The following is a 20,054-nucleotide window of genomic DNA, read 5'->3' as shown; positions in this document are numbered from 1 at the left end:
CCGTTCGCTCCGGTCAGGGCCGTCACAGTCGGCGACCAGTCAAGGCTCCAGGCGCGCCGGAGAACCTGCGGAATTCCGGCCAGTGCGCCGTGGAGATCCTCGTCATCTGTCCAGGCGGCCACTAGGCAAAGGATGGCAACGAGCGACGCGATGAAAGATTTCGTCGCGGCAACGCTCCGCTCGGGACCGGCGAGCATGGGAATCGCGACCTCGGCCACCTGCGCAAGCGGCGAGTCCAGGTCATTGACTATGGCTACCACCAACGCCCCGGCCTCTCTTGCCGCGCGGGCCGAGATGACGACGTCGGGGCTCCGGCCCGATTGCGAAATGGCGAGGAAGAGAGCGCCCCCGAGCTTGCGCCACGGGGTCGCGTAGAGCGAGGAAATCGAGGGAGCGTAAGAGGCGACGGGGGTAAGGGCGCGGATCTCGATCAGGTATTTCGCATAGGTCGCGGCGTGATCGGAGCTCCCCCTTGCACAGGTTAGAACGAGCGGCGGATCCCATTCGCGCAGCCGCTGCCCGAGAAGCCGCATCGGAGTCTGGAGATCGATGAGTTGCCGCTCGGCAATGGAGGCGGCTTCAGCCGCTTCCGCATACAGGAGAGTCTGCTCGGCGCTCATCCCCACCGCCATAGCCATATCTGCGGCTTTTAGTTGATTGATGAGGTCTTGTCGAGATGCACCCGGACAGTCAGGTTGGCCAGGTCGCCGGTGAAGGACGCAGGCGTCGCGGCTACACATGCTCGTAAAACCCCACATCGGTCGATGCACAGAAGGGGCACGCCGACAAGCAATGGCGCGTGATCGCCGACGCCGTTGGCGCGCAGATCGTGGTTATCCGGTAGATTTTGAGTCCGACCTGGTCCTCAAGTTGGCGAGGGGATCAGGGAATCTCGACCAGAATCGCTGCCATACCCTGGGCGCGTTTTGCCAGTTTGCGATCGAACGATACAAATGCGCTGCAATGGCTGGACCGTGCGAGATGGAGCGCATCGGCAAAGTCCATGCCCTGGCTCATCCAGTCGAGAGCGTGCGCCGTTTGGACGGTTTCTTCGACTGTGACGCCGGCCAGGCCGAACATACCGCGCAGACCGGCGGCTATCTGCTCGGCACCAAATCCATAACCGGCCCGCAGCACCCATTCGGTCTCGAGCACAACCGTCGTTCCGATGAAAATATCGCCCGCTTCGATTACGCGGCGCGCTGCCTTTGCTTGCTTCGCATCATCGGCGGTCAGGACGCGCACGATGACATTGGTATCAATCGCGCGCACGGCGCTTCGCTTCCCTGGCGATTGCCGCGTCCATGTCTTCGAGCGACAACCCGCGTCCGCTATGCTGCATCGAGCCGAAGACTGCATCGATTGTGGTTTCAGGAAAGGCAGGCATTGCCTTGAGCAGCACCCCGTCGGGCGTATCCTCGACCGTCAGCCGGGTCCCGGCAGGCCAGTGGCGCTGGTCGCGTATCGTCTTGGGCAAAATGACCTGGCCCTTTGTCGAGATCACCGTGGTGATCCGGTCCTGTACGCCCACATTCGCCTCCTAAGGTAAGACTGAGGTAAGATATACCTCGGCTTGGCTTCTGACAAGCCGCATTTGCTAGCAGGCGCACGCTTGCCGGCGCTTGCGTTTGTGCCAGGCCGGTCCCCGGCGGTGGTGCCTGCCATGGATCAGCGACGCCCTGGCATTCCAAAACGCCTGCCAGCGCGCTACATGGGCGGCGGCGCTCACGTTGTATCGTCCAAACCTTCCCATCAGGAGACCATTCCAGCCAGTAGCTACGCCAGTCCCGCGTCAGCGCGTTCGTTCAATCCCCCGCGACTCTATCCCACCGGGAAATGCTCTAGCGCCCCAGCAATACGCGCGCCTGGATCGCGATCTCACCTAGCATCGCGATCGTGGTGACGGCCGATGAACGGGCGCGGTCCACCGTTCGCCGGAACTGCTCGATCCGGGATCCGTGTGCTGCGACCCACTGGTCTACCGCCGCCTTCGGATCGCGGCTTGCGCGCCGTTCGAAAAAGTCGAGACGGAGCTGCACGAAATCTCGGCCGAGGCTAGAAATGAGTAAACGTTCCCATTGGTCGCGCGCGGCAAACCGGCTGGCGGCCGTCTGGGCCCAGTGGAGGCCGAGCGTCTGGCCGAGCGTGGTATAAGCGTTGCTGAGCGCAATCACGTCGACGCCCAGCTTGCGCCCGAGCGCGGCGATGCCAACAGCTCCACCAAGTTCGAATAGCCGGGCGATGCGATCGGCGATATCGGGCGGGGCGCCGATCTGGACCAGGCGCTGGCGTAGCGCCGCCATCTCGCTGCAGATCTGCTCACTGACCGCTTCGTCGACTGCGGCGCTGTGCCCCGTGCGGAGCAGATCATCCTGGACGCCGTTCAGCGCCGCGAGACCGGCCGCTAAATTCTCGACCATCTCGCCAAGCTTGGCCGCCGGCGACGTAGAACGAAGAATGCCGGCGATATCGAGCTGGAGGCCATTGGAAGCCTGGTCGAACAGTTCGAGGCGGACCTCTTCCGGAGCCGCCAGTGTATCGAGGTCACGCCACAGCGCGTCCATGCCGAACAGCTGCTCCGCCGCGACGAACGCGGCTGCGGCCTGACTGAGGGATGCGCCTTCCTCTTCGATCAGCGAGAAGGGCGCTACGATACCCAGCCGGTTGACGAGGCGGTTGGCGATCTTCGTGGCAATAATCTGGCGGCGAAGGCGGTGCTGCAGGATCGCGTCGGCGTGCCGTTCCTGCATCTGCTTCGGAAAAGCTTCGCACAACTCATGGTCGAGACTGGGGTCTTGGGTCAGCGCGCTTGCCTCGATGGCATCCTGCAGCGCCAACTTTGTGGTGGACAGGAGCACCGCCAGTTCCGGACGGGTCAGGCCGCGATTATCCTGGGCGCGCCGCAGCAGTTCCTCATTGCTTTCAAGACCCTCGACCTCGCGGTTGAGGCGACCGCTCTCCTCGAGAATTTCGAGCGCGCGGATCAACGGGGGGAGCGCGGCGGCACCGCGCCGCTCGGCAATCGACAGCGCCAGCGTCTGGAGACGGTTGTCTTCGAGGACGATGTCGCTGACGGCCGTGGTCATGTCCGCGAGCAGCTGGTTGCGATCCTCTTGCGACAATCGTCCCTCGGCCATTTCGCGGTTAAGCGGAATCTTGATGTTGACCTCGTTGTCCGAGCAGTCGACGCCGGCGCTGTTGTCGATGAAGTCGGTGTTGATCCGGCCGCCGCGCAACGCGAATTCGATGCGGCCGGCCTGCGTTATGGCGAGGTTCGCGCCCTCGCCGATAGCCTTGGCGCGCAGCTCGGCGGCATTGACTCGCAGCACGTCGTTGCCGGGATCGCCCACCTCGATGTGATTCTCGCTCCGGGCCTTGATGTAGGTGCCGATGCCGCCGAACCAGATGAGGTCGACCGGAGCGCGGAGGATCGCGCCAATCAGGCCCGAAGGATCAATCGTCTCGGTCTCCAGATCGAGCACGGCCCGGATCTCCGGTGTGAGCGGGATTGATTTCTGCGTACGCGGGAAAACCCCGCCTCCCGCGGAGATGAGCGACTTGTCATAGTCGTCCCAACTCGATCGTGGCAGGCTGAACAGCCGGTTGCGTTCGTCCCAGCTTGCTTCCGGGTCCGGCGTCGGATCGAGGAAGATGTGGCGGTGGTCGAATGCCGCGACCAGCTTGATCGCCTTCGACAAAAGCATCCCGTTGCCAAAAACGTCGCCCGACATATCACCACAGCCGACGACCCTAATCGATTGGCTTTGAACATCGACCCCCAGTTCGAGGAAGTGACGTTGCACTGAGATCCACGCACCCCTGGCGGTAATCCCCATCGCCTTGTGGTCATAACCGTTCGACCCGCCGCTAGCGAAGGCGTCGCCGAGCCAGAAACTACGTTCGAGCGCGATCGCGTTGGCGACGTCCGAAAAGCTCGCAGTGCCCTTATCCGCAGCGACAACGAAATAGGGATCGTCGCCGTCGCGAATAGTAACGCCGTTCGGGTGCACCACCATATTTTGAACGATGTTGTCTGTAACTGAGAGCAGGGCCCGAATGAAGGTGCGATACGATTCGGTCCCTTCCTTCAGCCAAGCTTCGCGGTCGCCCGCGGGAGGCAATTGTTTAGCATAGAAGCCGCCCTTCGCTCCGGTCGGGACGATAACCGCGTTCTTGACGACCTGTGCTTTCAACAGTCCCAGGACTTCTGTTCGGAAATCGTCGCGCCGATCGGACCAGCGCAGTCCGCCGCGCGCCACCGATCCGCCGCGAAGATGAATTCCCTCGACCCGCGGCGAATAGACCCAGACTTCGCGCCACGGCACCGGCGCCGGCAAGTTGGGGACGAGGCTTGAGTCGAGCTTAAACGCCAGCGCCAACTTTCCCGCTTCGGCAAAGGCGTTTGTCCGCACTGTGGCGTCGATAACGGCATGGAACAGGCGCAGGATCCGGTCTTCGTCGATGGCGGAGACTTGGGCAAGACCATCGCTAATCGCACGATTCGCAGCGATAACATCCTCACCGCGCGTGTCCCCTCTCGTCGGATCGTGTTGGGCGTGGAACAGCGCGAGCATCCCGCGGGAAACGCCGGGCGAACGCCGCAAGGCCTCGACGACGGTGGTCAGTGAATAAGCAACGCTGGTCTGGCGAAGATAGCGGAACCAGGCACGGAGCAACATAACATCGCTCGGGTCAAGCCCGACGCCGACGATGAGCTGATTAAAAGCGTCATCCTCAGCCTTGTTTTCAAGCACTGCCGCGATAGCGCCTTCGATCTGGCTTGCCCGGGCCATTATCTCGGCGGCGTCGCCGCCACCGGACAGCTCCAGCGTGAAATCATGGATGTGACCTAGCTTTCGGCCCTCAAGCAGAGTCGGCTGTTCCTCGATCACCCTGAATCCAAAATTCTCGAACACGGGCACTGCCTCGGAAAGTGGAATTACTCCGCCCAGGCGGTAGGTCTTTAGGTGGAGCTGACAATTCTCGTTGCTGCGCTCACGATAGAAGCGGGTGTTGCGGTCCTCGGCGTCGAGATCACAAAGACGCAAGACGTCTTGAGCGGCTTCTGCGGGGCAGGTGCGCGCTCGATAGGGTTCAGGGAAGTCGTCGACATGATTGATAGTGAGGCGAGTTGCGCGGCTGGCGCCCACAAGAGCGCGAAGCGCTTCCTCGACGCCCGGCTTCCAGCCGCGCACCAATTCATGGAGCCAGTCGTCGAGCGCCGCGACATCGGGCGTTGGTGTGGCAGGACTCACATTGAGCGTGTAGCGGATCAGCGAAAGATCCCCTGGGCCGGGCTCGACCGACCAGCTTGAAATCCTGCCCTCGGCAGCCGTCGCAAGCTTTTCACCGATGGCGAGGCGGCGCTGCGTCGACAGATCGTCGCGCGGCAACCAGACAAAAGCAAACAACCTGGATTTGACGATGCTTCGCAGCAGCACCAGGGTCGGCCGCGGTCGATCGGAGAGCGACATGGCGGTAAGCGTAAGCTGCTTCACCTCCTCGACGTCCAGACTGACGAGCAGGTCGCGGGGCAGCGACTCGAATGCGTCGCGCAGAGCCTTGCCAGTATGGCCGTGCGGATCGAAGCCGAATATATGCTCGAACCGGCCCAGGCGGCGCCTCAGCACCGGGACCTCATCCGCCGGCGCCTTGAGCGCCTTGCTACTCCACACGCAGGCATGGACCCCTACGCCGGTGATCCGCTCGTCTTTGCGGAGGGGCAGGATGATTATATCCAATGGGACGCGGCGGTGCACCGTAGAAAGGTGATCAGCCTTCGCGATCAGCGGCACGTCACCACCCTGCTCGAAATAGCGAATGAGGAGCGGGGTTCCATGCTCGCCCCAGATCGGCTGGTCCGATGAGCTGAGCAATCCAAGCGAGTCGGAGGGCGGCTCTCCCGGCCGGTGGACCTGATAGCCGAGCAGGGTCATGGCGCCGTCTGCGAACCAATGAAGCAACGCTGTTCGCTCGCTGTCGGCGAGTTGCTCGGCATCACCGTGCATTTTGGTACGCAGCCTATCCCAGTCGCGGACCGAAGCGCGAACGTCATCCAATATATCGTACAGCTCGGCGGTAAGATCGCGACGGGCGCTTGCACCGAGTCGGTCGACCTCGATGTATATGATTGATTCGCGACCTTCGGCGGCGGTACACCTTGGTTCAACGGAAAGTAGATCGCCGTCCGCGCTTCGTTCAGCGTCGACTACCGGGTGAAGCAGGCGGTGAATAATCAAGTTCTTGGCGGCGATGGCGGCGACGATCGAGTCGACTAGAAAAGGCATGTCGTCAGTGACAATGCAGAGACGCATCTGTCGCCTGCCGACTTCTCCGCCTCCAGACTCTAGTCGAATAACGGTCGCCCCCTGAGCCCGGCGCCGCGCTGTGGCTGCGACAAATGCCGCCGCTTCTTTCCGATCGTCTTCGCTAAAATCCTTAATCTGGTCGGGAAGCGCGTGATCGACGAGCACCTCGTTGAGGGCATAGAGACGAGACGGGCCAGAGGCTTCGGTCAAAGCGTTCATAAGCTTACCTTCAACGATCAGTTGGGCAAGGCGATATTTACACGGGACAAAGTTTTAGCGAAATGTAATGCGTGAAGGTTGAAGTGGCCGTTGAATAGCAGCGTGCGGCAAGCCGTATGAAATGGCAGGCGAGGGCCGTTGCTCCGAAAACATCTTACTATGAAGGCCATCGGCCCCTGATCCAGTACCGGACGGAGGCTTTTGTTGAACGGTGGCCCCATACAGGCCAGCAACACCACGACTCTTCTGACGTTCCTGACACCCGCGCCGCCGCTTTCCAAAAAAACGTTTCTCGTACTCTCGGCCTCTTCACCACCTAATCGATAACCCTCCTTCGTCGGTGTCAGGGTGTCAGGCCGTCAGACAGCGATAGCGTTACTGGCCCATTCGAATCTTGACGCAAATTATCTCGGCGTGTTTTCATTTTCGTATGAAAAACAGCACCTTGGAACGTGCGCTTGCGACCGACACACCCCTACCTCGCGGCACCACCTCGGCATTAAACCTGGCCGCCGCCGCATCGATGGCTGGAGCGGCGGCATGCCGAGCCTGGGAGGCCGGTGGTGACGACGCAGTGGTGACCCGCACGGCCGCTGCGGCGAAGGCGTCTGCAAGCATTGCGATCGAGTCTGTCGTTACCGATGAGCCTTGGGACGGCAGCTGCTCGGACCCGGTGACGCGCCGGGCCCGGCTTGCCTACGCCGCGTGGTTCGTTCTGCTGGCCGGCATCGACGAGGAAGGCATCGATCGCGACTTGGATTGCGCCGCGGAGCTATTCTACGCGGCGGCGATGGCCTGAGTGTCGCAGTTCGATGTGATACGACCCTCTGCCTCGGCGACATTGGCGCTTACATCGGATCCGCGCCCAAGGAAGACCGTGTAATCGTTCCGGTATGCGAACTTGCATCGGAGTCGGTCCGCTGTTGACGGAGATCGCAAAGATGGTCGCGACGAGAAAGCGGCCGACGTAACCGCCGCGCGAGCTAGATCTCTCCGCGGGTTTCCGAGAGCTCGATCGCTCGTGTAATTCATCGTGTAAACGCGAACCTTCGGAGCCCTGAAGTCTGCCTTCGACGCGCTAATCTTTAGCCGTACACTCCCTGCAGCTTCTGGAACTCTGCTGTCCAAATTTCCTCCTCAGTTCCGCGCCGCCCCAACGATCGCGCGAGAACGAAAAATCCTTCGCCGGGCCAGCCGTCATGTTTGCCTACGACCGCGGCCGTTAGCATTCCGCGACCTGCGGCATGAACGTCGGGCTTTGGCGAGCACTGTGAAGGACTTGATTGGAATTTCGCCTCATGTTTTCGTTTACTGGTGGGATGCACTCGATAGCACGGGTCGTTCCCTCATGGAGGCCGCAGTGGCGGCTGAAAGGGCGGCCGCTGCTTGTTGGAAGTGGGAGCTAGGCGCTCAGCCAGATCGTATCACGCTAACAGCTGACCTTGTTCACCAGGCAGCGATGATAGCGGTGGAAGCTGTAACTGCTGACGAACCGTGGACCGACCCGTTCAATGATCCGCAGACGCGACGGAGTCGGTTGGCCGCCGCGGCATGGATGCTCGTGTTAGCAGGCACTGATGAAGGCGCACGAAGCGCCGATCTTACCCTCGCCTCGCAACTATTCCGCGCCGGAGCCGCATCTTAAGTCAGTTTCAGGTTCTTGGTCGGTCGACCCTCGTTATGTGAGATGTATACACCACGTATACACAGAGATCGCTGGGCTGTTGCCAACTGGCGCAAAACGGTACATTTTACAAGGGAAAAAATGGTCGGGGAGACAGGATTCGAACCTGCGACCCTCTGCTCCCAAAGCAGATGCGCTACCAGGCTGCGCCACTCCCCGACGGGAGGGCGCTTAGCGCGTGATTGGCGTCCGCGCTACTTCTTCTCGGTCGTCGTGGTTGTCGTCGACTTGTCGGTCGTCACCGCGACCCGGTGCTTGCCGTCGACCGCGTCGCCCAGGCTGTCGGCAGCATTGCCGACCGATTTGCCGAACTTGTCGGCGCTGGCGGTGAGATTGCTGAGGCCGGTGCGGACGCCGCTCGCGCTGTTGCTAACCTCGTCGACCTTGTTGGCGGCGCGGTCCATCGTGTTGCTCAGCCCGTCGAGCGCCGACGCGGTGCCATTCTTGGCCGCGTCGCCCGAGACGGTGATCGTCGACGTGTCGTTGGCAGCATCCTTTTTCACTTCGCACGCCGACAGCAGCGCGAGCGGAATGCTGAGGGAAAGGGTCAGGGATCGCATGGTCGTCTCCTTGGTTTGGCGCATCAACGCCGGACGGGCCGTTTCGGCTCCGTCATGCCGCCCGACAGGACCGCCAGCATCGCCGTCCATGCCGCGACATTCTGCCGTAGCTGGTCCTTGTCGATCTTGTCGAGCGTGTCGTCGGGGGTGTGGTGCCAGTCGAAATAGCGCGTTCCGTCCTGACGCAGCGCGATCACCGGTGCGCCCGCGTCGACCAGCGCGTCGAGGTCGCTGCCCCCGGCCTTGTCGGTCACACCTTTGAGGATACCGAGCGGGGCGAGCGCGGCGAACAACGCGTCTTCCTCAACCTTACGGCCCGCGCCGAGGCGGGTGTCGACCTTCCACACGCGGTCCGCACCAAAGTCGCTTTCGGCCATGGCGGCGAACTTGTCCGCGCCGTGCGCCTTGGCGAAGGCCGCCGCGCCGAACGTGCCGGGCTCCTCCGCGCCGAACCAGACGATGCGGACGGTGCGCAGCGGATGCCCGGCGGCCATGATCCGCTTGGCGGCAGCGGTAGCGATGGCGACGCCCGCGCCGTCGTCGACCGCACCGGTGCCCTGGTCCCAGCTGTCGAGGTGGCCGCCGACCAGCAGCATCGGCAGCGATGGGTCGCGGCCGGGCAGGTCGGCGACGACATTGCCCGACGTGCCGTCATGATGCTCGCTGACCAGCGTCAGATGCATGGTTACGGGCTGGCCGCGCGTGAGGATGCGGATCAGCTGCTCGCTGTCGGGCACAGTCAGCGCCCCGGCCGGGATCGGCGTTGCGCCGTCGGCGAAGTCCTGCACGCCGGTGTGCGGGTTGCGGTGATGGTCGGTACCGATCGAGCGGACGACGATTCCGATCGCGCCCTTCTTCGACGCGATCGTCGGCCCCTGGCGGCGCGGCGCGCCGAATTGGCCATAGCCGGAGCCGTCCTGGGTCGGTGCCATGTGATGGTCGATAAACACGATCTTGCCGCGCACCGTCGCATCGGGGGCGGCGGCGAGTGTTTCGACGCTAGCGAAATAGGCGATCTGGCCGGTAATGCCGCTAGGGCCGGTCGACGCGCTATTACCGAGTGCGGCGACGACCATTTTCTGCGGGTAGGGGGCGATGACCTCCGCGCTTTCGGCGCCGCGAGTCCACACGGGCATGGTGAAGGGTTCGACATGGACGTTCGAGAAACCCAGCGCCTTGAGGTTCCGCACCGCCCAGTCCCGCGCCCGCGCTTCCGCCTCGGTCCCTGCGAGCCGCTGCCCGACCTCTGTCGTCAGCCCCTCAACCAGGTCCCACGCATAATGGTCATTGGCCAGCGCATCGTCTCGCAGTGTGGCCACGCTGGCGGGGTCGGGGATTTGCCGCGCTGGGGTTGGGGAGGCGGCGAGGAGGGCAAAGGCGGCGGCGGGAAGGGTAAGCTTGAACATGCCGTGCGGCTACTCATAGAAAGAGCCGAAGTCACTGTCGTTGGTCGAAAAATTTAAGTTCTCTAAACCGATCTCCTCGAGCGAAGTCGAGGGACTAGGCCGAGCGCAGCCGAAGAACACTTAGGCGTGAACAGATGCTTGGCTTCCCTCGCAATAATTCTTCCGCTTGCTCGGGAAGATCGGGACATCTAATCAACTCCCTTCATATCAGCCGCAGCTGATCCCCCGGCGGTGCCTCGAACAGGTCGCAGCGCAGGTTGAAGCGCGCCTGCGGCAATCCACGGCGCCGCACCGCTTGCTCGAACCGGTCGTGCATCAGGTCGGCCCACGGACCAGACCCGCGCATCCGGCTGTGGAAATCGGGATCATTGTCGCGGCCGCCGCGGATCGACCGGATCGTCGCCATCACCTTGCCAGCTCGGTCTGGATAATGATCGTCGAGCCATGCCCGGAACAACGGCGCGACTTCGTGCGGCAGGCGCACCGGCAAATAGAAGCCGCCGCGCGCGCCATGTGCTACCGCCGCCTCGACGATCGCTTCGAGTTCGTGATCGGTGATCTGCGGCACAACCGGAGCGATGGCAACGATTGCCGGGACGCCGGCCTCGGTCAGGGCGCGAATCGCGGCAAGTCGCTTCTTCGCCGACGGCGCGCGCGGCTCGAGCGTGCGGTGGATCGCGGGATCGAGCGACGTGACCGAAATCGCCACCGCCGCAATGCCGAGCTTCGCCGCCGGGCCGATGATGTCGAGATCGCGCAACACGCGGTCGGACTTGGTCGTGATGGTGAATGGATGGCGCGTCTCCAGCAGCAATTCGAGGATCGACCGCGTGACCCGAAACCGCTCCTCGATCGGCTGATAGGGATCGGTGTTGGTGCCGAGTGCGATCGGCTTCGCCTCATAGCCCGGCCGCGAGAGCGCCGCGTGGAGCAGCTTGGCCGCGTCCGGCTTGACGAACAGCCGGCTCTCAAAATCCACCCCCGGCGACAGATCGTGATAGGCGTGGGTCGGCCGCGCGAAACAATAGATGCAGCCATGCTCGCACCCGCGATAGGGGTTGACGCTGCGGTCGAAGCCGATGTCGGGTGAGCTGTTGCGAGTCAGGATCGAGCGCGGCTTCTCAAGCGTCACCGTCGTGCGGCGCGGCGTCACGCCATCGAGCGCCTCGACCTGGTCGAGCCATTCCCCCTCGACCACCCGCTGCGGCAGATTGAAGCGGGTCGGAGTCCCGTTACGCGTCGCCCCGCGCCCCTGTTTCAACTCGATCGGCATGAGACGATTGTACGCTAGTACTGGAACATAGCAAGAACGAATTACTATTCGAGCGCCGAATCCCACTGCTCGGCCGAAGCCCGCTTATGCCGCCGCGCCCAATCGCGGAATGGCTGCACGAGGAGTGTCCGCGCATCGAGCGAGGAGGGCACCCCCGGCACGCCCGTCGCGGGCCACTCCCGCTCGTCGATCGCATGCGCCGTGCCGAACAGATGGTCCCAGAACGGCAGTACGAAGCCAAAATTATGGTGCCAGTGACGCTCCTCGACCGAGTGGTGGATGCGGTGAAAATGGCTGTCGATGTAAAGCATACGCCACCGCCCGGCGTGAAGGCGCAAAGGCGAGTGGATGACCAAATTCTGGAAAGCGAACAAGGTCCACAAGATGTTCGGGACGATCGGTCCCCCGGTCTCGATTAAGCTGACCGGGATGGTTACGATCAGGATCTCGGGCATCGCCTGCAGCGGGTGGGCGTAGCTGTTGGCGGCGTGAAGCTCGTCCTGCGCATGGTGGACGGCGTGGACCGGCCACCAGAAGCGATGCTCGAAGCGATGCTCCCAATAGCGGAGGAAATCAAACAGCAGGAACAGCAGCATGAATTTCGCTACCACCGGCAGTCCCGACACATCGACCGGCGAGCCGAAGCCGAGCATCGTCCACGCCTGGTGCAACGGCCATGAAAGCGCCGCGATCAATGCCGGCACGATAATGACGTAGCAGGCACCCGGCAGCCGCTCGCGCAACGAATAGCGTGTCCGCGGCCACGCCATCTCGACGCCGATGCACAGCGGCAACAGGATCGCCATGGGCACCATCGCCCAGCCGATCGCCTTGAGGAACTCGGTCACCCGCGCGCCATGCCACAAGCGTCGTCCCGGCGAAAGGCCGGACGGCGCCCCTTAGCGCCCTGGAAAGGCGGGCCATTTATGCTGCGCGATGGCGATCAGGCTGGGCTGGGCGCTGCCTTCGAGCCCCTGATAGACCCACATGTTGCGCATCACTGCCGGGACATAATAGCGCGTCTCCCAATAAGGGATGCTTTCGATCCACAGCAACGGATCGCCCTTGTCGGGAATCGCGTTCCAGCGGTCGACCGGCAGCGGCCCGGCATTGTAGGCGGCGATCACGCGGGGCAGTTGGCCGCGTGTCGCAGGGGAGCGGCGCAGCACCTCGATGAACGCCTGGCCATAGTCGAGATTGGCGGCCGGATCAGTCAGAATTGCGGCATCGAACGCCGCTCCGCGCGCCCGCGCCGTATCCCCCGCGGTGCCGGGCCGCACCTGCATGAGTCCGACCGCCCCGGCTTGACTGACCGCGCCGCTGCGGAAGTTTGATTCCTGGATGACGTGGCCATAGGCCAGCGCCGGATCGACTCGCCAGCCGTTCGCCGGGGTCCAGCGCGGGCGGGGATAGCGCGCCGCAGCTTCGACCGACACGCCCGGCTGGCCGTTGGTCGCGAGCCAATATTGGGTACCGGTGAGATCGAGTTTCTGTGCGACCGCGATCAGCGCGCGCTGGTCGGACGGGCGGCCGATGCGCGCCTGGTGACGCAGAGCCTGTTCGGCCAGCGACCGTTCGCCGATCGCCACCAGCATCTGCGCACGGCGGACGTTGGGCAGGTTTTCGACCGCGGCAGTGTCGGCGGACGACGGCGCGGGCAGGCGGGTCGCCATGCCCAGCGTCTCGCGCGCGACCAGTCCGTAGAAACTCTCCGGCGAGCGCGCGGCGGCTTTCATCAGCCCCGCGACCATGCCTGGCTGGCGGCACGCCTGGGCCGCACGCGCCGCCCAGTAATTCGCCGCTGCGACCAATTCGCTGTCGCGAGTCTGTAGGGGGACTTCGCGGAAGCGGGTGCCGGCGGTGGTGCAGTCGTTCTGCCGCCATGACGCCAGCCCGGACACCCACGATGCCGCTGCCGCCCACTCGCCGCTCGCACCAGCCCGCCCGGCCTCGGCGACGCGGATCGCATCGACATCGCGGCCGAGGCCATAATAGCTCCACGCCACGCGCTGTGCCGCTTCGGCCCGGCCTTCGGGCATCAGCAACGGCGCGATCGGCAGCATCAGCGCCTCTGCCGCATCGGCCAGATCGACCTTGAGCAATGGATCGAGCTGGACGCGCAGCTGGTCGGCGAGTGGATCGCCGACGATCGCCTTCGCGCGCAGGCGGCGCGGCCCGGCACCCAGGCCGACCACCGGGCGTTCGGGAATGGCCATCATCTGGATCGACCCGCGACTCGCCGCGAGCCGCTCGAGCTGTTCGGCCTGGTCAAGTTCGGGCGCGGCGCCGATCAGCGCCTGCAAATCGTCGACGCTGACCACCGGCGAGCCCTTCGCCAGATAGAGTTCGGCCCGCGCTACCGGTTTCAGCGGATCATCTGGCAGCGACTCCAGTCCGGCGGTCGCGGCGGCCCAGTCGCCGGCGCGGATCGCGGCGAACTCACCCCGCCAATCGCGCGGCGTGATCACCGGCGCGGTCGTCACCGGCTGGGCCACGACCGTCGGCAGGGTCAGCGGCGGGGGCAGGGGCTTGGCCGGCTTGACCACGGGCGCAGGCAGGGTCGGCGGCGACTGCGGCGGCGCAATCGATGGCGCATCGGGCGCGGGTGCGAGCACTGGTGGTGCTGCGGTCGGGTCGAGCGGCGCCAGCGGATCGACCTGGATCGCGAGCGCAAACAGCAGGGAAATCATCATGCCTCGTCCATCAGCAGCAGCAGGTCGCGCCACGCCAGCGCCTTGTCGCCGGGCCGCTGCAACAGCCAGCGCGGGTGGAAGGTCGCCACGGTGCGCACGCCCGCGATCTTGTGGACATGGCCGCGCACCGTGGTAAGCTTATCGCCGAGCAGCGCCCGCGCCGGCCCCTCGCCAAGCAGCAGCAGCCGTTCGGACTTGACCAGTTCGACGTGCCGGCGGGCAATGTCGGCACATTGCGCCAGCTCGGCCTCGTCCAGCCGCGCGCCCGGCGCATGGAAACAGGCCAGCGATGCACTGTAGGCGTCGTCCGGCGTCATCCCGATTGCAGCAAGCATTTTCGTCGCTAGCAACCACGCCTCGCCGCCGAGCGGCTGGTTATCGACAGCATCCTCGCGCGCCGGCATGTCGCTCAGCAGCATGATCTTCGCTCCCGCCAGGCCATGCGGCAGAACGCGCCGCGCCCCGGCACGGTCGAGTGGCAGGCCGGTAGCGGTTTCAAGATAGAAGCGGAAGGCATTGAAATCGGACGGAAGCTCCTGCAGACTTGGCGGCGATATGTCCGCCGCGATCACCGCCGCCCGCGCCGGCGCGGCTTTCTTCAGCCAGTCGCGAGGCTCCTCGCTGACCGCGACATCGACCCCGGCCTCGACCCACCAGCGCAGCATCTGCGCCGCCTCGTCGCGCGTCAGTTCGTCGATATTCCCACCCATGTCGCCTTCTCTCCGCCATTGACGACGCGGTCAAGGAATTGGCAGGGCGGTGTGCGACAGGGCGATGAGAGGAAGCGGCGGGTGAGCGAGCGCGAATCGATGGACTATGACGTGGTCATTGTCGGGGCCGGCCCGGCCGGACTGGCGGCGGCGATCCGGCTGAAGCAACTCAACCCCGAGACCAGTGTCTGCATTCTTGAAAAAGGCAGTGAGGTTGGCGCGCACATCCTGTCGGGCGCCGTGATCGACCCGATCGCGTTCGACGAACTGATTCCCGACTGGAAGGACAAGGGTTCGCCGCTGACCGTGCCGGTGACACAGAATATGCACTGGGTGCTGACGAAGAAGGGCAAGTTTGCCCTGCCGCACCTGCTGATGCCGTCGTTCCTCAACAACAAGGGGACTTACACCGCCAGCCTCGGCAATGTTTGCCGCTGGCTCGCCGCGCAGGCCGAGGAACTTGGCGTCGAGATTTTTCCGGGGTTCGCCGCTGCCGAAGTATTGTTCAACGACGACGGATCGGTGAAGGGCGTCGCGACCGGCGATATGGGCATTGCGCGCGATGGCACGCGCAAGCCCGACTGGCAGCCGGGGATGGAGATCAACGGCCGCTATACCTTCTTCGCCGAGGGCGCGCGCGGTCACTTGACCAAGGAACTGACGCGCATGTTCGACCTGCGCAAGGATTCAGGCCCTCAGGTTTACGGCATCGGAATCAAGGAGTTGTGGGACGTTCCTGCCGAGATCCACCATCCCGGCCGCGTCATCCACACCCAGGGCTGGCCGCTCGACGACGCCTGGGGCGGGGGGTTCCTCTACCATCAGGATAATCACCAGGTCGCGCTCGGTTTCGTCGTTGCGCTCGATTACCAGAACCCGACCTTGTCGCCGTTCGAGGAGTTCCAGCAGTGGAAGACCCACCCGGCCATCGCCGCCGAACTCGTCGGCGGAAAGCGCGTGTCCTATGGCGCGCGCGCGATCAACGAGGGCGGCTGGCAGGCGATCCCGCAACTTGCCTTCCCCGGCGGCGCGCTGATCGGTTGCGCGGCGGGGTTTCTCAACGTGCCGCGCATCAAGGGCAGCCACACCGCGATGAAATCCGGCATGCTCGCGGCCGAGGCAGCACATGAGGCGATCACCGCCGACCGCCGCGCCGACATTCTTGCGGACTATGAGCCCGCAATGCGAAGCAGCTGGATTGCCAAGGAATTGAAAGCGGTTCGCAATGCCCAGCCGGCGGTGACAAAATTTGGCGCGACGGCCGGCACGCTCTACGCCGGGCTCGATTTGTGGCTCAACCATCTCAGGATCGGGGTGCCGTGGACGTTCAAGCACCACGCCGACAACACCACCCTGCGCCGCAAGGACCAGGTCCACGTCAAGACCTATCCCAAGCCCGACGGGAAGCTGAGCTTCGACCGCCTCTCTTCGGTGTTCCTGTCGAATACCAATCATGAAGAAGACCAGCCGGTTCACCTCACGCTGAAGGACGCCGCCGTCCCGATCACCGTCAATCTGGCGCTATATGACAGCCCGGAGAGCCGATATTGCCCGGCGGGCGTTTATGAGATCGTGGGACAGGAAAGCGGCGATCCGAAGCTTCAAATCAACGCGCAGAACTGCGTCCATTGCAAGACGTGCGACATCAAGGACCCGACCCAGAACATCAACTGGGTCGTGCCCGAAGGCGGCGGAGGCCCCAATTACCCGAACATGTAGCGCCGCGATGCTGATCGCCCTGCTGGCCACCTCGGCAAGCGCCGCGCCGTTGCGCCCCGCCCACGACGATCTGCTGCGCACCTATGTCGCGGCGCGTGCGGCGGAGGCGTTCGGCGATGACGGTCGCGCCGCGCAGCTCTACGCCGGACTCGCCGCGCGCGATCCCGCCAACCCGACGATCGCCCAGCGCGCGCTTGGGGGAGCGATCAGCGCCGGCGACATGCCGCTCGCGCTGCGCCTGGCCCATGGCCTGAAGCCCGCCGACCGCTCGCTCGTCGCGCGCATGCTGCTCGTCGGCGACGATTTGCGCGCCAACCGCATTGCGGCGGCGCTCGCCCAGATCGGCGTGCCGGGCCAGACTCCCGACCTCGGCTTCATGGCCCCCTTCATCAGCGCTTGGGACCTGGCGACGCACAGCGATGCGGCGGCGCTCGAGACGCTTGGCCAAGTCTCGGTCGCGGGTCCGCTCGGGCCCTTCCTGACCGAACAGCGCGGGCTGATGCTGGCGGCCCTAAAGCGCACCGCCGAGGCCGAACCCTTCGCCACCCGCGCCATTGCCGCGGCAGGGGGGCGCGAACAGCGTATGCGACTGGCGATGGCAGAGGCATTTCGTGCGGCCGGCGACCGCCCGAGGGCGCTGGCGCTGCTCCAAGGGCCGGGTCGCTCACTCGCGCTCGGCCGCGCGCGGCTCGTCTCCAATCAGGCGATAGCCTATCGGGTCGGCGCGCCGGCCGGCGCTTATGCCGAAGTCCTGCTCGGCATCGCGATCAGCCTCGTTCGCGACGGCAGCCTGGACGTCCCGATCGCGCTTGCCCAAGTGGCGCGCTTTACCGCGCCCGACAATAGCGAGGCGGTCATCGTGCTCGGCCTGCTGTTCGACCAGGCCAAACGCAACGACGCCGCGCTTGCCGCTTTCGCCCAGATCGGGCGGGACGACCTGCTGGTCGACCAGGCGCGCGATGCCCAGGCGCGCACGCTGCTCAGCGCCAAGCGCGGGCCGGAGGCGCTCAAGCTGGCGAGCGACGCGGCCAATGCCAAGGGCGCCGATGCGGGCGATTTCACGCGGTTGGGCGACGTGCTCGACGAACTCGATCGCCACGGTGACGCCGCCAACGCCTACCTCCGCGCTATCGCCCTCCAGCCCGCCGGATCGAACGACGGCTGGACGAATTATCTGCTCGCGGGCAGCGCGCTCGAAAGCGCCGGGCGCTGGCAGGAAGCTCGCGCCACGATCCAACAGGGCCTCAAACTCGCGCCCGACCAGCCGCTGCTGCTCAACTTCCTCGGCTACACCGAGCTGACCCACGGCGAGAATCTCGAAGGGGCAGAGGCGATGATCCGCAAGGCGAGCGAATTGCGACCGAGCGATTCGTCGATCACCGACTCGCTCGGCTGGGCGCTGTTCAAGCGCGGCAAGGTCAGCGAAGCCATTGCCACGCTGGAGAAGGCCACCGCGGGCGATCCGGCCCAAAGCGAGATCGGCGAGCATCTCGGCGACGCGCTCTATTCGGCGGGGCGGCGGTTCGAAGCGCGCTTCGCCTGGCGTGCGGCGATGGTCACCGCGGAAGAGACGGAATCGAAGCGCATCGCCGCCAAGATCGACCGCGGGCTGGAGCCGGCGACGGCGGCGCCGTGAGTGCCCTTGAAGACGGGGAGCGCGATCCGGCCATCCTGAGCGAGGTCGCCCCCGCCAAGCTCAACCTCGCGCTCCATGTGCGTGGGCGTCGCGCCGACGGACGGCACGATCTGGAAACGATCTTCGCCTTTTGCGTCGATGGCGACCGGCTGTCGGCGATGCTGGGCGAGGGATTGAGCCTGACGATCGACGGGCCGTTCGCAGATGGACTGTCGACCGGCGAGGATAATCTCGTGATCCGCGCGGCCCAGGCGTTGGCCCAGGCGGCTGGAGTGCCCGCCAATGCAACCCTGCATCTCACCAAAGCCCTCCCGGTCGCATCGGGCATCGGCGGCGGATCGGCCGATGCCGGCGCAGCGCTGCGCTTGCTGACCCGCCTGTGGCGGATCGACCCGACACACGCGTCCGCCGTCGCCCCGGCGTTGGGCAGCGATGTCCCGGCCTGCCTGCTGAGCATGACCGCGCGCGGGGAGGGGGCGGGGGATGCCCTGACCCTCTACGACGACCCGCGCATTGGTGGTTTCCCCGTGCTCCTCGTCAACCCGGGCGTTGCCCTTTCGACTGGCCCCGTATTCGCCGGTTGGGACGGCGTCGATCACGGTTCGCTCGGCGACTGGCATGAGGGGCGCAACGACCTCGAAGCAGCGGCGCGCGCACTCGTCCCTGCCATCGGCGACGTACTCGACTGGCTCGGCAGTCAGCCAGGCACGACGCTCGCCCGCATGTCCGGCTCGGGTGCGACCTGCTTCGCCCTATTCGCCGTCGAGGACGCGCGCGATGCGGCCGCTGCGGCCTGTCCGCCCGACTGGTGGCACCTCGCCACGGTGCTTCGCTGATGCGCCCGATTCTCACCGCCGCCGCCATGCGCGCTGCCGAACATGCCGCCATCGCCGCCGGCACCTCCGCAACCGAGTTGATGGAGCGCGCCGGCGCCGCGCTCGCCGACGTGGCGATCGCCTATAGCGGGGCGATGCCCGCGCTGATCCTGTGCGGGCCTGGCAACAACGGCGGCGACGGCTATCTCGCCGCGCGCCACCTCGCCGCGCGCGGCGTGCCAGTGCGCATCGCCGCGCTGGCCGAACCCAAGGCGGCGGCAGCACGATGGGCGGCGGGGCAGTGGGCCGGACCGGTCGAGACGCTCGGTCCGGACACCGCGCCCGCGCCCCTGCTGATCGACTGCCTGTTCGGGACAGGACTCGCGCGCGGTTTAGACGATGTAATAGTAAATATGTTGAAGCGACTGATATCAAAGGCAAAAATATCGATCGCTTGCGATCTGCCCAGCGGCACGGACGCGGACAGCGGCGCGTTGCCAAATGCACTTTGGACTGACCTTTGCCTGACCTTCGGCGCCCTAAAGCCCGCCCATCGCCTCGCCCCGGCGATGCATCATTGCGGCCGGGTGGTCCTCGCCGACATCGGCATCGCGGCCGACCCGATGTGGCACGAGATTGGCTCGCCCGACCTGCCAGTGCTTGACCCCGATGGCCACAAGTTCACGCGCGGGCTGGTTCACCTCCTCGCAGGAAAGATGCCCGGCGCGATCGCGCTCGCGGCGCTCGCGGCGGCGCGGTCGGGGGCAGGCTATGTCCGCATCAGCACGTCGCGGGCGATCGACAACCTGCCTTCGGCGATCGTGCAAACCGACACGGCAGAGGTCAACGACCCGCGGATCGGCTGTATCCTGGTCGGGCCGGGGCTCGGCGACATCCCGGCCGTCCTGACGCTGGCGTTGACCGCCGCGCGCCCGGTCGTGATCGACGCCGACGCCATCGGCCATGTCGGTGAGCCCGACCGCCTGCGCGGCCACGACACCATCCTCACCCCCCACACCGGCGAGTTCGCC

The 20,054-nt window shown here is 65.1% G+C and carries 15 protein-coding genes and 1 tRNA gene; 5 read left to right on the top strand and 11 right to left on the bottom strand.

Going from position 1 to position 20,054, the window contains the following annotated elements; genetic code table 11:
• From RMN84_RS03955 to RMN84_RS03940, 4 genes are all read right to left on the bottom strand, one after another.
• On the bottom strand, positions 1-620 hold a 620-nt coding region (locus tag RMN84_RS03955; RefSeq protein WP_309610906.1), incomplete at its 3' end, for an SIS domain-containing protein.
• 262 nt (positions 621-882) lie between these two features.
• The gene (locus RMN84_RS03950) at positions 883-1,272 is read right to left on the bottom strand and encodes a type II toxin-antitoxin system VapC family toxin (RefSeq protein WP_309610905.1); all 390 of its coding nucleotides are present in this window, start codon (positions 1,270-1,272) and stop codon (positions 883-885) included.
• Positions 1,259-1,531, bottom strand: a complete 273-nt coding sequence (locus RMN84_RS03945) for an AbrB family transcriptional regulator (protein ID WP_309610904.1) — start codon at positions 1,529-1,531, stop codon at positions 1,259-1,261. Before RMN84_RS03945 ends, RMN84_RS03950 begins: the two co-directional genes overlap by 14 nt.
• A gap of 310 nt (positions 1,532-1,841) precedes the next feature.
• A complete protein-coding gene (locus RMN84_RS03940; protein WP_309610903.1) occupies positions 1,842-6,527 on the bottom strand; it encodes an NAD-glutamate dehydrogenase domain-containing protein in 4,686 nt (1,561 codons plus the stop codon).
• Between the two features lie 394 nt (positions 6,528-6,921).
• On the opposite strand from RMN84_RS03940, the gene RMN84_RS03935 reads away from it, so the two are divergent.
• Positions 6,922-7,326, top strand: a complete 405-nt coding sequence (locus tag RMN84_RS03935) for a hypothetical protein (RefSeq protein WP_309610902.1) — start codon at positions 6,922-6,924, stop codon at positions 7,324-7,326.
• 967 nt (positions 7,327-8,293) lie between these two features.
• On the opposite strand, the gene RMN84_RS03930 is transcribed toward RMN84_RS03935, so the two are convergent.
• The 7 genes from RMN84_RS03930 to RMN84_RS03900 form a co-directional block, all read right to left on the bottom strand.
• Positions 8,294-8,370: transfer RNA gene (locus tag RMN84_RS03930), tRNA-Pro, on the bottom strand.
• 35 nt (positions 8,371-8,405) lie between these two features.
• The gene (locus RMN84_RS03925; protein ID WP_309610901.1) at positions 8,406-8,771 is read right to left on the bottom strand and encodes a hypothetical protein; all 366 of its coding nucleotides are present in this window, start codon (positions 8,769-8,771) and stop codon (positions 8,406-8,408) included.
• 23 nt (positions 8,772-8,794) lie between these two features.
• A complete protein-coding gene (locus RMN84_RS03920; protein ID WP_309610900.1) occupies positions 8,795-10,177 on the bottom strand; it encodes a M20/M25/M40 family metallo-hydrolase in 1,383 nt (460 codons plus the stop codon).
• Between the two features lie 202 nt (positions 10,178-10,379).
• Complete coding sequence (locus RMN84_RS03915) at positions 10,380-11,450, bottom strand: PA0069 family radical SAM protein (RefSeq protein ID WP_309610899.1); 1,071 nt, start codon at positions 11,448-11,450, stop codon at positions 10,380-10,382.
• 44 nt (positions 11,451-11,494) lie between these two features.
• Positions 11,495-12,298, bottom strand: a complete 804-nt coding sequence (locus RMN84_RS03910; protein WP_309610898.1) for a sterol desaturase family protein — start codon at positions 12,296-12,298, stop codon at positions 11,495-11,497.
• A 51-nt stretch (positions 12,299-12,349) separates the two neighbouring features.
• Positions 12,350-14,143 (bottom strand): lytic transglycosylase domain-containing protein, encoded by a 1,794-nt coding sequence (locus RMN84_RS03905; RefSeq protein ID WP_309610897.1) that lies wholly within the window; start codon positions 14,141-14,143, stop codon positions 12,350-12,352.
• The gene (locus RMN84_RS03900) at positions 14,140-14,853 is read right to left on the bottom strand and encodes a uracil-DNA glycosylase (protein WP_309610896.1); all 714 of its coding nucleotides are present in this window, start codon (positions 14,851-14,853) and stop codon (positions 14,140-14,142) included. Before RMN84_RS03900 ends, RMN84_RS03905 begins: the two co-directional genes overlap by 4 nt.
• A gap of 81 nt (positions 14,854-14,934) precedes the next feature.
• On the opposite strand from RMN84_RS03900, the gene RMN84_RS03895 reads away from it, so the two are divergent.
• From RMN84_RS03895 to RMN84_RS03880, 4 genes are all read left to right on the top strand, one after another.
• Positions 14,935-16,572, top strand: coding sequence for an electron transfer flavoprotein-ubiquinone oxidoreductase (locus RMN84_RS03895; protein WP_309610895.1), 1,638 nt, complete (start codon positions 14,935-14,937; stop codon positions 16,570-16,572).
• Positions 16,573-16,579: 7 nt separating this feature from the next.
• Positions 16,580-18,208: a tetratricopeptide repeat protein gene (locus tag RMN84_RS03890; protein ID WP_309610894.1), complete on the top strand. Its 1,629-nt coding sequence runs from the start codon at positions 16,580-16,582 to the stop codon at positions 18,206-18,208.
• Entirely contained in the window at positions 18,205-19,044 is an 840-nt protein-coding gene (locus RMN84_RS03885) for a 4-(cytidine 5'-diphospho)-2-C-methyl-D-erythritol kinase (RefSeq protein WP_309610893.1), read from the top strand. The genes RMN84_RS03890 and RMN84_RS03885 overlap by 4 nt, the downstream gene beginning before the upstream one ends.
• The coding region (locus RMN84_RS03880) for an NAD(P)H-hydrate epimerase (RefSeq protein ID WP_309610892.1) at positions 19,044-20,054 on the top strand (1,011 nt) is incomplete at its 3' end. The genes RMN84_RS03885 and RMN84_RS03880, both read left to right, overlap by 1 nt.

Origin of the sequence: Sphingomonas sp., from assembly GCF_031380695.1 — a bacterium.
Taxonomy (GTDB): Bacteria; Pseudomonadota; Alphaproteobacteria; order Sphingomonadales; family Sphingomonadaceae; genus Sphingomicrobium.
The sequence above is the reverse complement of the archived record's forward strand: the minus strand, read 5'-3'. Positions and strand labels throughout refer to the sequence as shown.